Consider the following 14,680-nt stretch of genomic DNA (forward strand, 5'->3'; position numbering starts at 1 on the left):
TCATTGACGCATTCGGCTGGATCATCATCGTCTATATGATGGTGATTATCGGCTTCTATCTGTTCCTGCTGGTTGTGTCGCTCGTGCAGCTGCGCCGGTCATACAAGCTGGACGAGAACGAGCCGTACGAGGAACTGCTGGAGATCAGCTATACCAAGCCGGTTTCCATCCTGGTGCCGGCATACAACGAAGAAGCGGGCATCTACGGAAGCGTCCGCTCGCTGCTCAGCATCAACTATCCCGAGTTCGAGGTGATCGTCATCAACGACGGCTCGTCGGACGGCACCCTGCAGACTATGATAGACCGGTTCCAGATGGTGCCGGTCCGCAAGGTCATTCGCGAGCAGATCGCTACGGAGCCGGTGAGAGCCGTGTACCAGTCCCGTCTTCACGATAATCTTTTTTTGATCGACAAGCTGAACGGCGGCAAGGCCGACGCGCTCAACGCCGGCATCAATCTGTCGAGGTACCCGTATTTTTGCTCGCTGGACGGCGACTCGGTGCTGGAGCGGGGCGCCTTTCTTAAGGTGATCAAGCCGATCCTCGATTCGAATGAGGACATCATCGCCTCGGGCGGCAGCATCCGCATCGCCAACGGCTGCCGGATCGAGAGCGGAGAGATCGCCGAAGTCGGCCTGTCCGACAAGCCTCTTGTCATTATGCAGGAGATCGAATATCTCCGCGCGTTCCTGATGGGGCGCGTCGGTCTGAGCCGCCATAACTTGCTGTTGATCGTCTCGGGGGCGTTCGGCGTGTTCGCCAAGTATTGGGTCGTCGAAGCGGGAGGCTATAAGAAGAACACCGTCGGCGAGGATATGGAGCTCGTCGTCCGTCTGCACCGGATGATCAAGGAGCGCAAGCTGAACAAGCGGATCGTCTACGTCCCCGATCCTGTCTGCTGGACCGAGGCGCCAGAGTCGATGAAATATTTGAGAAGGCAGCGCAACCGATGGCACCGCGGCCTGTGGGAAAGCCTCTGGGCGCACCGCAAAATGATCGGAAATCCGAAATACGGCTCGATCGGTCTTGTTTCACTGCCTTATTTTCTGTTCCTGGAACTGCTGGGACCGGTCGTGGAAGCTGCCGCCTATCTTCTGATGCTTCTGTCGTTCATCCTGGGAGGAACCTATTTGGAGTTCGCGCTTATTCTGCTGGCGCTCTCCATCCTGTACGGCTCGGTGCTGTCGATCGGAGCGGTTGTGCTGGAAGAGTGGAGCCTGCAAAAATATCCCCGCGTGCGGGACGTGCTCAGCCTCTTCTTCTTCGCGCTTACCGAATCGCTGTGGTATCGTCCGCTCACCGTCTGGTGGCGGGTCGAGGGCCTATGGCAGCTCATTCGCGGGAAACGTGGCTGGGGCGATATGAAACGGAAGGGCGTGTCGGCTTAATGAAACGATGGTTATCCTCACGAACCAAGCCGCTGCTCATTCTCCTGCTCCTGGCCGGGATTGCCGCGGCTTCGTCTCCGTATTGGCTGTGGCGGCTGCTCCCGGAGCATCCGCTCGAGGTCGTTATTCTGGACAAAAGCGTGCCGGATCCCTCATACCGCGAGCATAAAGGGCTGACCTGGGTGCTGAACCAGACGAGAACGTTCAAACCGGACGGCACTCCCTATCGGGAAGCCTCCGATTACGCCGGCTACCAGCCGGGCGGCGGCAGAGCCGGGACGGTGAAGGAGCTGCCGGACAGCCTGAAGGAGGCGCGTCTGATCTACGTGGCGGATACATACGGCGTCTATCAAGGCGACTTCGACAAGCCTCCCGGGCAGGCGCGGACGGAAAAGGTCTACGGGGGCCTCGAGAAGCAGGAAGCGGAAAAGCTGGCCAAAGCCGTCTATGACGGCTCCCTGCTGATCGCGGAATTCAACTCGTTCGCAAGTCCAACCGAGGTGGAGGCGCGGCAGACGATGACGCAGCTTCTCGGCCTCACATGGACCGGCTGGGTCGGCCGGTATTTCTCCGATCTGGCAGGAGAGGAGGTGCCCGCCTGGATCCGGTCCCAATACGAGAAACAGGAGAATGCCAAGTGGGCGTTCAAAGGCCGCGGCATGATCTACTACGACGAGCAGGACCGGATTCTCGTCCTGAGCGGCGAAGAGTTGAAGAGTGGCGGTGGGGTTCTCATGGAGCTGACGGAGGCGGGCGGCAAGCAATTCCGCGGCGTCTCCCGGGCGTCCTATCAATATTGGTTCGACGTCGTCGAGGCGGAACCCGGTACGGAAGTACTAGGCGAGTATGAGGTGCCGGCGTCCGAGGCGGGAGCCGCCAAGCTGGCGAAGACCGGCCTCCCCGTCAAATTCCCGGCGGTGCTGCATAACGGTCACAACGGAGGCGGATCGTATTACTTCGCCGGCGATTACGCCGATTATTCGGAAGCGCCGTCCATCTATCAGACGGCAGGGCTAGACCGCTGGAAGGCGTGGACAGTCCGCGACCGCGCGGACAGCCCGGCGTCGTTCTATTGGAAGGTGTATGTCCCCATGATGAAGCATGTACTGGAGGAGGTCCGTTCCAAGCCGCGGCCGGAGTCTGCCAAGCCTCCTGAGACGGTGACGGAGAACGGGATCACCTATCACGCCCGGACGGACGAACAGTATTTGCAGGTGTACCGGAACGGCCAATGGGAGGATCTGCTGATCAAGGGCGTCAACATGGGGATCGCCAAGCCGGGCCATTTTCCGGGCGAAACGGCGATCAGCAAGGAGGAATACCGGCGCTGGTTCCGCCAGATCGGCGAGATGAACGCGAACGCAGTCCGCGTCTATACGCTTCATCCGCCGGCCTTCTATGAAGCGCTGCTGGAATACAACGAGACCGCTGCCCGGCCGCTGTATCTGTTCCACGGCGTCTGGATCAACGAACAAGAGCTGGTCACTTCCGGTGACGCATTCGAGGCGGGGAATTACGAGACGTTCAAAAAAGATATCCGGACGCTGGTCGATGTCGTGCACGGCAACGCAGACGTTCCCAAGATGCCCGGCCATGCCGGCGGCAGCTACAAAGCCGATATCTCGAAGTATATGATCGGCTGGATGCTCGGAATCGAATGGGACCCGGAAATGGTAGTCTCGACGAACGAGAAGAACAAGGGGAAACCCCAATTCGACGGCACGTATTTTCAGACGAAAGACGCCTCTCCTTTCGAAGTGTGGCTCGCCGATATGATGGAGACGACGGTGCGCTATGAGACGGATAACTATCATTGGCAGCTGCCAATGAGCTTCACGAATTGGGTAACGACCGATTTGCTGAAGCATCCTTCCGAGCCTTCCGAGAAGGAAGATCTGGTGGCCGTCGATCCGAACAAGATTGCGGCGAAGCCCGCTCAGAAAGCCGGTTATTTTGCTTCCTATCATGTGTACCCGTATTATCCGGATTTTCTGAATTATGAGCCGGCCTATACCGAGTACATCGACCATCGCGGGGAGAAGAACAACTACGCCGGCTATCTGAACGATTTGCGGAAGGTCCACTCGATGCCAGTGCTGATCGCGGAATTCGGCGTGCCGGGCTCGCGGGGCATGACCCACCGCAACGTCAGCGGCTGGAACCAGGGCTTTCATTCGGAGAAGGAGCAAGGAGAGATCGACGCCCGGCTTTTCGAGGATATTGTACAGGAACGAATGGCCGGCGGGCTTGTCTTCACCTGGCAGGACGAATGGTTCAAGCGGACGTGGAACACGATGGATTACGACAACCCCGAACGTCGTCCGTTCTGGTCCAACGCGCAGACGAACGAGCAGCAGTTCGGGCTCCTCAGCTTCGACCCCGGCTCCTCGGGCATGGTTGTCCGGCTAGACGGGCGGCCCGAAGACTGGAACAAGGCCAAGCTGGCGCCGATCTTGATCGGCTCCGGCAAGACGGCGACCCGCTTCGGGGACGGTTACGATGACAACCGAGCCATCCGGGAGGTTTATATGACCTCGGATGAGCGTTACGTCTACCTGCGTCTTGACCTCGGCGGCAAGGAGCCGCTCGATTGGAGTCGTATGAACGCCATGGTGCTGCTCGACACGATTGACGGTCAGGGCCAGCATACGGTGCCGAACGGCACCGGACTCCGGACGGAGGCCGGTATCGACTTTGTCGTCGACCTGAAGGGACCCGAGAATTCGCGTCTGTGGATCGACAGCTATTACGATTCCTTCTATTATCATTACGGCCATGTGCTGAAGATGATCCCGGAGAAGGCCTACGCCGGGACCAAGGATAACGGAATCTATCATCCGATCCGGCTCACGCTCAACAAGGAGATGACCATTCCGGGACCAAACGGAGGGCTGCTCCTGCCGTTCGAGGATTACGAAACCGGCAAGCTTCGCTTCGGTAACGGCAATCCGGCGAGTCCGGATTACGATTCGCTCGCCGACGTGGCGGTTGACGCTGCGGCGAACCGGATTGAGATCCGGCTTCCGTGGGCGCTGCTGAACATCAAGGATCCGAGCATGAAGGAAGCGATGGGCGACATGTGGGCCGGAGGGCTCGGCGTGAGCAAGCTGGCCGAACGGTTCCGGATCGGCGTTGTCACCTACAAGCCTGGCTCGGATGGGCTTGCCCTGCCTGGGGAAAACGGCGCCAAGTTCGCCGATGTGCTGCCGGCCGCAAACGGAGGCGTTCTTCCCGCAGCCGGGATGTATGCCTATACGTGGCAGGACTGGGAAACGCCAGCCTTTAAGGAGCGGCTCAAGGATTCTTATACGATCATGCAGCGGCTGTTTGGAACGATTACGAAAGAGGGGTACACGAAACGATGAATCGCATATTGCTCGCAGAGGACGAAGCTGTCCTTCGCATGTTGATTTCCGATACGCTGGAAGATGAGGGTTACGAGATCGAGGTAGCATGTGACGGGGAAGAGGCCTGGGGCATGATCCAGGCGGATGCCTATGACCTGTTGATCTTGGACTATATGATGCCCAAGCTGACGGGGCTTGAGCTGATCGGACGCGTCCGCGAGCTGGATAGTCCGCTGCCCAAAATGCTTATGCTCTCGGCCAAAAGCCAGCAGGCCGAGCAGGACCGCGTCCTGGCCGCCGGAGCGGACGCTTTCATGTCCAAGCCGTTCAGCCCGAACGAGCTGGTCAAGAAAGTGAAGGAGCTGATCCATGGATAAATGGAAGCTTTACGCTCGCAAGTCGATCGGCAGGAGGCTGTATGTCCTCATCCTCCGTTATTTCGCTTTCTTTGCGCTCGGCGCCGCCGTCCTCTTGGGGACGAACTATTATACGCTGCAAACCTACCAAAAGGAGATGGGCGAACAGCAGCATAAGCAGGATACGCTGGAAAGTATGGCGACACACGCCAATCAGATTATTTTTCGCGCACGTGGCTATTATTCGTTCCTCACCCAGTTCGAGTACGACGAGATCTTCAAGGAGAAGGATCGGCTCGATGCGGCGATCGAGGAATATGACAATTTGAACCTGAATGCAGAGGAGCACGAGCTGAGCGATTCGGTCGAGAAGTTCTTCGATAATTACTTCGCGACGATCATTCCGCGGACGACGGCATTTGCCCGCAACAACGACATGGAAGGTCTGCGGACGATCAGCTCCAGCGGAGTCGCCGACGAAGTGAACCGGCTGCTCAAGTACACGGAGGAATACAAGCTGAAGAGCCAACAGGCGCTCAAGCAGCAGAACAACGAGCTGATCAGGAAATCGATCCTGCTGAACGTTGGACTCCTCGTCTATACGGCCGGGCTGTTGGCCCTCGCCATTTGGAGCATCAGCCGAATCAGCAAGGAAATCGGCCGTCCGCTCAGCCGGCTCGCGCATAATGCCGATCGGCTCGCTCAAGGCGAGACCGTCCGGTGGGACCGAACGGACAGCGAGGATGAAATCGGCCGGCTGTCCCGGTCGTTCGAAGAGATGGTAGTTCAGCTCCAGAGCAAAGAAGATATGCTGGTCGTACAGAATGAAGAGCTGTCCGCCCAGCAGGACGAGCTGCAAATGCAGCAGGAGGAGCTCCAGGGAGCCCTGGAGCGAATGGAGGAGAACGAGCGTTACCTGAAAGTGCGAAACGAGCTCATCGGCACGATCGCCAACACGCTCGACCGGCGGCTGCTGCTGAAACGGATTGTGGAGAATACGGTTCGGCTGTCCCGGTCGGAGAAGGGGATGATCCTGCTGCTGAACAAGGAGAGAGATTACTCCGCCTTCGGCATTTCGGACGGAGTGATCGCCCGGTTCCGTTCCCATCTGGATGACTTCGTCCTTCCCCGTCTTCGCCAAACGAAGGAGCCTTTTCTTATCACCAGGAAGGCGCAGAAGGGGGAAAGCGGCCTGCACGAAGATCCCTGCAACGTAACCGAGCTCTTTATTCCGATTGTCCGTACGTCCGGCGAGGTGGCGGCTGTCATGGTTCTATCGCGTACCGGAACCAGCTTCAGCGGGACAGAGGAGCAGGAGCTCGCGGGGCTGGCCAAGCAGTTAGCCCTGTCGCTCGAAAAGCTCGAGATGCACGAGGAGACCGAGCGTCAGCGCCAATTGACCCAGAATATGCTCAATACGATCCACGAAGGCGTCCAGCTGCTGGATATGGAAGGCCGCATCCTGCAGGCCAACATGCAAATGCACGAGCTAATGGCGGGAGCGGAAGCTGCGGCGGAAGGCTCCACGCTGGACCGGTATCTTGTTCACTTGGAGGAGCATGTCGAAAACGCGGGGAATTTGAAGGCGTTTCTCCAGAATGCAGCGGACGGACGAGCGCTGCCCGCGAGCAGCATGGTTTACCGGCTGACCAAGCCGGAGAGCAGGGTGGTCCAGATCTATTGCGAGACGCTCCAGCTGCACGGGGAACGATTCGGTGTTCTTCTCGTCCACCGCGACATTACGCATGAGTACGAGGTCGATCAGATGAAGTCCGAGTTCGTGAGCACGGTCAGCCACGAGCTGCGAACTCCGCTTGCCAGTGTTCTCGGCTTCGCCGAGCTGCTCCTCACGCGAGAACTGAAGCCCGAGCGTCAGCGCAAATATTTGACGACGATTCACGAGGAGGCCAAACGGCTGACCTCGCTCATCAACGATTTTTTGGATCTGCAGCGGATGGAGTCCGGCAAGCAGACATACGACCGCAAGAAGATCGATTTGCTCGCTCTGCTCAGCAGCGTCGTCGAGCTGACCTCCGGACAAAGCTCCCGGCATCGTCTCTTGTTCGAGACGGAGGTCGGGCAAGCACCGGTATACGGAGACCCGGACAAGCTCAAGCAGATTTTCCTGAACTTGGTCAGCAACGCCGTCAAATACTCGCCCGAAGGCGGGGATATCAAGCTCTCGCTCAGCCGGGAAGGGACGGCCTGGAGAGTCGATGTAAGCGATCACGGTTTAGGTATACCGGCAGACGCACTTCCGAATCTCTTCTCCAAGTTCTACCGGGTGGACAATACGGACCGCCGGCAGATTGGCGGAACCGGTCTCGGCCTGTCGATCGTCAAAGAAATCGTGCATGTCCACGATGGCGATATCCATGTAAGCTCTGAATACGGCAAAGGAAGTACCTTTACCGTCACGCTGCCGATATATGAGGAGCAGCCGCCACAGCCGACGGACCGTCCAGTGCCGTCCAGGCGAGCGGGAACGGCCGGCAAGGTGCTCGTCGTCGAAGACGACCGGCATCTGCAGGAGATGCTCATGGAGGAGCTGCAGCAGCGAGGCTTCCAGGTGTTCGTCAGCACCGGGGTGGAAGAGGCGATCCAGCAAATCGCAGCCGAACCGCCGGACGCGGTCGTGCTCGACCTCATGCTGGAAGGAGGGCAGGACGGCTGGTCGGTGATTGAGCGGATGAAGCAGGATCCGGATCTACGTTCGATCCCCATCTTCATCTCCAGCGCCTTTGAGGAGAAGGACCGCGCCCATCGGCTCGGTGCCGCGGGGTATCTGGTCAAGCCGTACGCGCCGCATCATCTGTCCGACACGATCCGCCGGACGCTGAGAGAGGCGCTCGGCAAGGGACCTATTCTCGTTCCGGCTTCCGAGCCAAACGACGAGAAGTAGGAAAGGTTAGGATAGGAAAGGACAACGCGGCTTCATAAGAGACCAAGACCGGCATGGCATTCCCATGCCGGTATTTTTATGCAGAGAATCCGTCGTTGTGGGGGAGATCTGAGGCGATGTGAATAACCCACCGAAAGCTGTGGATAATTAATTAGCCACATTAACCGTTATCTATTATTATATTAAATATTAATGAGATAAATAATAAATGATATTTAATAAGATAGAGAAACGATAGCTGCTTTCTGGACGGGATCTCAGGGAACTTACAGCAATTGATTGGGACTGGTGAATTGTCAGAATACTATAACAATAACTTATAAATTAGAGAATGGAGTAGGCATTAGGGACCAGGAGGCGAAAGAGGTCGAAAAATGCGCCACCAACCATCCGATAGATTTCGACAACGACGCGTGGATTGCGGAGAAAAACATTCTTGGTCCTAGCACCTCATCATGATCCGGAAACCGGACCTGCTCTTAAGACAAGTTCCCGGTAGAGGCAGTCTGCAGGAAAGGAATGGTTGCCAGGCTGAGCGAGGACAGGTAGAATACGAGAAGATTTGCCTCGCTGGAAGAGGCAGGAAGGCGGAAATGGGATGAATCGGAAGCAGGTATTGGATCATGGCTATGTCAGGCTCGTCGATCATATGGGCTCGGATCTGACGGTAGTGAATGCGGCAAGAGTCTCCTACGCGAAGGAATCCAAGGAATTGAGTGAGGGCGACCGGAGGCTCATCCGCTTTCTCGCGAGAGAAGGGCATACGTCGCCTTTCCGTCACGCGGTTGCCCAGCTTGAAGTGTACGCTCCCCTCCTTGTCGCCAGACAATGGTGGAAGTATGTCGTCGGGTCTGCCCATATGGAAGGAACAGGGGATTCGCTCGATGCGTGGAACGAATCCAGCCGGCGGTATATTACGGAGGAGCCGGTTTTTTACACGCCGCAGGCCGGCGAATGGAGGAGTAAGCCGGAGAGCTCCAAACAGGGAAGCGGGACGGCCATTGCCTGGGAGCTGGGCGAGACTTACACCCGGTCGCTTATGGATTACGTCGAGCAGGGCATGGGCCTTTATGAGCGTGCATTGGCCGATGGGATATGCGCCGAGCAGGCCCGGCTGTTCCTGCCCGCTTACGGCTTGTACGTCCGCTGGTATTGGACGGCGTCGCTTCAATCAATCGCCCACTTCTTGAATCAACGGCTCGAGCATGATGCCCAAAAAGAGATTCAGCTGTATGCCAAAGCCGTTCTCGATCTGATCGAGCCGCTATTCCCGGTCTCGCTCGAAAGACTGCGGAGCGGTTCTGCGGAGCAAGGCTGAATATCGGGCCGAATCGAGGTCTCGCTTGCAACCTAGTCGGCTCCCTGCTCGTCAGGAGGGAAGAGACATTATGGAGGAAGCAGGGGAGAGAATGAAGAAGCAGATGAAGAAGCGGTTGTTGGCAGGCGGCGTGCTCCTCGCAGTGATCGGGATTGCGGGAGGTTGGCTTTTGGCGGGAAACAAGGGGGAAGCGAATGCTCCGGTCTATACGATAGAGGATCTGGACCGGCGCATCGTGTCCGGAGGGAACGAGTTCGGGCTCGCTCTGTTCCAAAAGGCGAGTCAGGCGGAGGGCAAGGCGAACGTCTTTTTGTCCCCAGTCAGCATATCGATGGCGCTGGCCATGGCCTGGAACGGAGCTGCCGAAGAAGATAGGGAGGCAATGGCGGCTGCTCTCCGGCTGCAGGGCTTGTCCGCCCTGGAGATCAACCGAGGGAATGCCGTCCTCCAGGATCTGTTGGAGCATCGGGACCAGGTCCGGCTGTCGATCGCCAATGCGGTTTGGACGGATAAAAGGTACAAGCTGAGCCGGCCGTTCCAAGACCTCGTCCGGGCGGACTACCAAGGGGAAGCACGAACGGCCGATCTGTCGAGCGAACGGACCGTGAAAGAGATTAACAAATGGGTGAGCAAGCATACGGACCAGGCGATTGACCGGATCCTAGAGGAGGCGCCGGGAAAAGAAGCGCTAGCGCTTCTCCTGAATGCGGTTTCCTTCGAAGCGGGCTGGGAAACGCCGTTCAAGGAAGCTCAAACGCGCGAGGCTCAATTTTTTCCGGAAACCGGAACTGCTTATCCGCTTCCGATGATGAACCGAACAGGGAGTATGGAATTCAAGCAAACCGACCGCTATACCGCGCTCCGGCTTCCTTATCGGGACGGGGATATGGCGATGCGTCTGGTGCTCCCTCCAATCGGACAGCCGCTTGCGGGGCTCCTCGCGGATCTGGATGAGCTCGAGAAGGAGTGGCGGCTGCCTTATGAGAGGGCGCAGATTGAGCTCACGCTGCCCAAGTTTAAGCTGACCTTCGCCAAGGAGCTGAAGCCGATGCTGGCCGAGCTAGGCTTGGCCCCTCAGTTCCAGGCGGATCGAGCTAGGTTCCGTGCCATGCTGCCTGATGTCCAGACCAGTGCTCTGAGCTCTGTCTTCCATAAGAGTTATCTGGAGGTGAGCGAAAAGGGGACCAAGGCGGCGGCCGTCACAAGTCTGCTGATGGCTGGGAGCGCGCCGTCCTCCCCGCCGACACCGGTCAAGCTGGACCGGCCGTTTCTGCTCATCATTGAGGATCGCAAGACGGAAGCATTGCTCTTCATAGGGGCTATTTACCAGCCTGAGCCGAGTGCCTCCTAGCTTGTGCTGGAGGCTGGAGGAATGGCAGTGGCAGGAGCTCGGGAGAACAGGAATAGAAAGAGGTAGAGGTAGAGATAAAGCAGAGCCAGAGGTAGAAGAGCGGGAGTAGAAGCCCAAGCGAAGTACCACGCGCTTTGAAAAAACGCCGCCCGAAAAGGGCGGCGTTTCGTTCTGATCTCGGGTAGCTGCAGTAGGGATGGGGAAAGAGCATAAAAACATTAATGCTATTAACATTATCCGCATTAATATTAACCATATGAATATTAATGAAACGAATATTAATGGCAAAAATTAAAGTCATTAATTAGTCGGCCATCTAACATATACGCTTTGCAAACTGCCGGAACGCCATCCCAACCATCCCTATTTCTAAGCAGTGTGCCAGTGGGAAGAACCAATGGTTCGCGATGTGTAACAATATTGTTTCGCTCAAAGCTCTGCCCGAATCGCGGTTCTCCACTTTTTGATGCTTTCGATTGCCTTCATCTCGCCAGCAGCATAGACGTCGTTAACCGTCATGCTCCATGTCCTCAACACTCTCATTCGCTCTGCTAATGGCGTCGGATTGGTGATTTTAAAGGGTTTGTTGGTCGTCAGTTCTCTGTTTCTTTTCAAAATATAAGGCGTTTCCCAATTGTTGTCATACGCCTCAACGAACAAGGACTTGGTCAACTGATAGCCTTCTCTAGTAAAGTTGGACGGATGCTGCAGCATGTAATTGGAAACCGTCCAAAAATGGAGGGCATACAGGTCGGGATCGTCATGCTCCCAAACAAGAAGATATTCAAATTGCTCCAAACAAGACAAACCATCTTGTTCTTTTGCTCCACATTCTGAACAATAGCCATCTATCATCCTGGAATCGATCAAGAAAATGCACCTCACTTATTCTATTGGGGATCCATTAGTGATATAGGCGGTTCTCGGCAATTGATGTTCTTTTCTACATCGTGTTATCGGATTCCTTGCCGGTGGAAAAGAAGCTAGTCCGGGATCGACTGCAGCTGCTTGAGAGCAAACCAATGCGACGACGTTTCTTAAAGCTCGCTGGGCTATTCACCGGTTTGTATGTTAGAAGCTGACTGGATCTTTCTTCCCGCGTGCAGCCCTTTCGGCGCATTCACGAGCTGGAGAAAAAGTATCCCAATCAGGAGCTGGCAAATATCAAGCCGACGGTTCGGAGGTTTTTGGTCCGGGCGGATTAAAAGTCGGGAATGGAAGGTCTTTACAAACCGACCGTACGCGGATACAATTAGCCAATATTATGAGTGAGGAGGACGATTGATCATGCAAACCATTAGAGCAGCCCTTCTTCTGTCCCAACCTCATCATCATACGTAAAGCGTTCGTGCTGCGAAGCCATTCGCAGGATGGAACGCTTCTTGGCGTTCCTCCTGCGCGGCGGATTCGACAAGCCAAGCGGGAAGACTCCCGCTTGGCTTTTTTGCCGTTCGCGGACCGCGACCAAACGGAAGGAAGGGAAGAACATGAACCTGTACCGGTACCCAAGGGAAAAAGCAAGGCTGGAGGAGCGATTCCGCTCCCATGGCGAGCTGTTCAGCCGAGATGTGCTTGCTGGTGTTGGAGAGATTTTCGAAGCCGTTGCGAGGGAAGGAGACGAGGCGGTCAAGGAAGCCACTCGCCGGTTCGACGGGATAGAGCTGGCGAGCCTCCAGTTGACGGACGAATATCTCGAGGCATGCCTGGCTGGTCTAGCTCCCTCTCTGCGAGAGGCGATCGAGCGTCTTATTGCGAACGTAGTGGAGGTCAACCGCTGTCTGCTGCCGGTCTCCTGGGAAAAGGAGATTCGTCTAGGGACGATCATCGGCGAGCGGTTCTCTCCGCTCGATACGGTCGGTATCTGGATTCCTGCGCGCAAAGGTCCGCTGCTGTCGACCGCGATCATGCTCGTCGCAGCGGCCAAGACAGCGGGCGTCCCACGGATCGTGGTGGGCGTGCCGCCTCAGGCCGGAGGCCAGGCCGATCCCGGGACGGTAGCCGCGGCGCGGCTCGCCGGCGCCGACGCATTCGTCATCGGCAACGGGGTGGCCATTATTGCGGCCTTTACCCATGGGACCGCCTCCATTCCGGCCGCCGCAGGAATCTTCGGCCCTGGGCCTGCCGGCATAGCCGCCGCGATGAGCCTAGCGGTGACGTACGGCAAGAAGAGCGCGCTCGGGATTGGGCCGACCGAAAGCATGATCGCCGCAGACGAGACTGCCGATCCCCGACTGCTCGTCCGCGATTTGATCAACGAGGCCGAGCATGGACCGGATTCGTCCTCTCTGCTTCTTACCACCTCGCAGGCATTGGCGGACGAGACGGCACGGGTGCTGGAGGAACAGATAGAAGAAGCGGATGAGGGAAGAAGGGACTATCTCCGCCACGTCTTTGGTCCGCTGGGTAAAGGGGCTATCGTCGTAGCGGACAGTTGGGGGGAAGCCGCCGAGCTCATCAACTGGTTCGCTCCCGAGCATCTGATGGTGACAGGCTCCTCTGCCATGGAACAGGAGGTGCTGGGTCGCCTGAAGCATGCGGGTGAAGTGCTGCTCGGTTCCGATACTCCCTTCTCGGCAGCCAATTATGCGATCGGCATCACGGCAGTGCTGCCGACCAATCATTATGCTCGGGCATTTTCGGGGGTTACGTCGAAGGATATGATGAAAGCATCGACCATCGGACGGCTGACGTCGGAAGCTCTCGAAGGTCTGTATCCCATGATCCGGGAGCTGGGTGCCTATGAACGGCTGCCCGGCCATATCCAAGCGGCAGCCGCACGAGTAGCAGGACGGGAGTAGGTGTGCATGCTGAGGGAGGGAGTGGGGCTCGGAGAAGGACGCCGTTTGCCTCACCCGACTCTGAAGTAGATTTAGAACGTTAAGGGGTTCCAAAATATGGTACATTGAAGTTGTGACAGCAGACGGATCAGGGAGGAGGCTTCAATGGACGAGGCTCATTTACTTGAATTGGCAGTCAAGCAATACGGATTCCATCCTAGTCGCCTAAGGATTGAAAGGAAGCTTCAAGCTAACCATTGGCATGGAGACTTACACTTCCACATTCATATCGATGACAAATCTTATTCAGCAAGGATTATCGGGAATAAACGATACGAAACGGATGCCTTTATTAAATTATCCAATGAAGTGCTGAACGAGCAAATAAGATTTAGTCAATACCTGCTTCATTCCGGAATTCCCTTTATGAAGCATGTGCCAACGAGGAGTGGGGAATCGTTCACATCCCTACGGGTCGAAGAGAAAGAATGGAGATTTGTTCTATTTGAGTGGATGAAAGGCGAACACCTTACGCATTGTACGGAAACCATCGCTCGAACATTTGGAGCTTTTGCACGAAAGATCCATAACCTCTCGTCAAAGTTTGAAACGAATGTCTTTCCTCAAGAATCACACAGCAAGGGCCATCAAGAATTTTACCAATTGCTATGTTCTCATGCCGCCTCACATAAGCTTTCGCCAACCGCTTCAAGCCTGCTAACAAGTTATCTGAGCGAAGCGGAGTATCACAAAGACCATGCTATGACGGATACCCACGACTTCATCGCACAAAACTGACCTAAACCCATTAAATATCCTCTGGAATCAAAGCCAAGAAATAATTGGTGTTGTCGACTTTGAATCCATTACCTATACGGATCGAGTGGAGGGGCTGGCATGGTTGGTGAAATGGTACGCTAGAACGCATGGAATTGCCTCTCATGAAATGTCGCCAATTGTTGCCAAGTCCGTCTTACAGGGATATGGTGCCGATGAAATCCTTACCCCAAAAGATTTGGATAGACTTCCCTCTTTGTTATGGTTAACAGGTTGTCTAAACTGGAATTTTACTTCCAAGACAATGGAATTCATCAAGAACAAGGAAGATGCTCTCTTGGAAAACCATTTAAATAAGTATTTGAAGCGAGGAGAAGTGCTACTCTCCCTTCTATGATGTCAGTATGAAAGAGCGACCAATCCAGCGGGAGCAGGAATCCAGTGTGATAGATTTTTTCTAGAGG

10 protein-coding genes are annotated in these 14,680 nt (G+C 56.0%); 9 read left to right on the plus strand and 1 reads right to left on the minus strand.

Annotation, left to right across the window (positions count from 1 at the left end; genetic code table 11):
- Nucleotides 1–35: 35 nt before the first annotated feature.
- The 6 genes from KJS47_RS01260 (at nt 36) to KJS47_RS01285 (ending at nt 10,662) form a co-directional block, all read left to right on the plus strand.
- Nucleotides 36–1,388 (plus strand): glycosyltransferase family 2 protein, encoded by a 1,353-nt coding sequence (locus tag KJS47_RS01260; protein ID WP_213524905.1) that lies wholly within the window; start codon nt 36–38, stop codon nt 1,386–1,388.
- Nucleotides 1,388–4,753 (plus strand): hypothetical protein, encoded by a 3,366-nt coding sequence (locus KJS47_RS01265; protein ID WP_213522096.1) that lies wholly within the window; start codon nt 1,388–1,390, stop codon nt 4,751–4,753. The genes KJS47_RS01260 and KJS47_RS01265 overlap by 1 nt, the downstream gene beginning before the upstream one ends.
- Nucleotides 4,750–5,112, plus strand: a complete 363-nt coding sequence (locus KJS47_RS01270; protein ID WP_213522098.1) for a response regulator transcription factor — start codon at nt 4,750–4,752, stop codon at nt 5,110–5,112. The genes KJS47_RS01265 and KJS47_RS01270 overlap by 4 nt, the downstream gene beginning before the upstream one ends.
- Nucleotides 5,105–7,993, plus strand: a complete 2,889-nt coding sequence (locus tag KJS47_RS01275) for an ATP-binding protein (RefSeq protein WP_213522100.1) — start codon at nt 5,105–5,107, stop codon at nt 7,991–7,993. Before KJS47_RS01270 ends, KJS47_RS01275 begins: the two co-directional genes overlap by 8 nt.
- Nucleotides 7,994–8,591: 598 nt before the next feature.
- Nucleotides 8,592–9,311 (plus strand): FAD-dependent thymidylate synthase, encoded by a 720-nt coding sequence (gene thyX / locus KJS47_RS01280; protein WP_213522102.1) that lies wholly within the window; start codon nt 8,592–8,594, stop codon nt 9,309–9,311.
- A 70-nt stretch (nt 9,312–9,381) separates the two neighbouring features.
- Nucleotides 9,382–10,662 carry a serpin family protein gene (locus KJS47_RS01285; protein ID WP_213522104.1) on the plus strand — a complete coding sequence of 427 codons (1,281 nt, stop codon included), beginning with the start codon at nt 9,382–9,384 and terminating at the stop codon, nt 10,660–10,662.
- 429 nt (nt 10,663–11,091) lie between these two features.
- Here the strand turns inward: KJS47_RS01285 and KJS47_RS01290 are convergent, their stop codons facing one another.
- Nucleotides 11,092–11,532 (minus strand): DUF5946 family protein, encoded by a 441-nt coding sequence (locus KJS47_RS01290; protein WP_213522106.1) that lies wholly within the window; start codon nt 11,530–11,532, stop codon nt 11,092–11,094.
- A gap of 617 nt (nt 11,533–12,149) precedes the next feature.
- On the opposite strand from KJS47_RS01290, the gene hisD reads away from it, so the two are divergent.
- The 3 genes from hisD to KJS47_RS24350 all read left to right on the plus strand — a co-directional run bounded on the left by hisD (nt 12,150) and on the right by KJS47_RS24350 (nt 14,613).
- Complete coding sequence (hisD, locus tag KJS47_RS01295; RefSeq protein ID WP_213522109.1) at nt 12,150–13,460, plus strand: histidinol dehydrogenase; 1,311 nt, start codon at nt 12,150–12,152, stop codon at nt 13,458–13,460.
- 144 nt (nt 13,461–13,604) lie between these two features.
- Nucleotides 13,605–14,237 carry an aminoglycoside phosphotransferase/kinase family protein gene (locus KJS47_RS24345; protein ID WP_374706948.1) on the plus strand — a complete coding sequence of 211 codons (633 nt, stop codon included), beginning with the start codon at nt 13,605–13,607 and terminating at the stop codon, nt 14,235–14,237.
- A 103-nt stretch (nt 14,238–14,340) separates the two neighbouring features.
- The gene (locus tag KJS47_RS24350; protein WP_374706949.1) at nt 14,341–14,613 is read left to right on the plus strand and encodes a hypothetical protein; all 273 of its coding nucleotides are present in this window, start codon (nt 14,341–14,343) and stop codon (nt 14,611–14,613) included.
- Nucleotides 14,614–14,680: the final 67 nt, after the last annotated feature.

Source organism: Paenibacillus sp. J31TS4, from assembly GCF_018403265.1.
Taxonomy (GTDB): Bacteria; Bacillota; Bacilli; order Paenibacillales; family NBRC-103111; genus J31TS4.

Coding starts and splice junctions, on each gene's coding strand:
- KJS47_RS01285 (WP_213522104.1), top strand. CDS start 9,382: ATGGAGGAAGCAGGGGAGAGAATGAAGAAGCAGATGAAGAAGCGGTTG.
- KJS47_RS24345 (WP_374706948.1), top strand. CDS start 13,605: ATGGACGAGGCTCATTTACTTGAATTGGCAGTCAAGCAATACGGATTC.
- KJS47_RS01260 (WP_213524905.1), top strand. CDS start 36: ATGATGGTGATTATCGGCTTCTATCTGTTCCTGCTGGTTGTGTCGCTC.
- hisD (WP_213522109.1), top strand. CDS start 12,150: ATGAACCTGTACCGGTACCCAAGGGAAAAAGCAAGGCTGGAGGAGCGA.
- thyX (WP_213522102.1), top strand. CDS start 8,592: ATGAATCGGAAGCAGGTATTGGATCATGGCTATGTCAGGCTCGTCGAT.
- KJS47_RS01265 (WP_213522096.1), top strand. CDS start 1,388: ATGAAACGATGGTTATCCTCACGAACCAAGCCGCTGCTCATTCTCCTG.
- KJS47_RS01275 (WP_213522100.1), top strand. CDS start 5,105: ATGGATAAATGGAAGCTTTACGCTCGCAAGTCGATCGGCAGGAGGCTG.
- KJS47_RS01270 (WP_213522098.1), top strand. CDS start 4,750: ATGAATCGCATATTGCTCGCAGAGGACGAAGCTGTCCTTCGCATGTTG.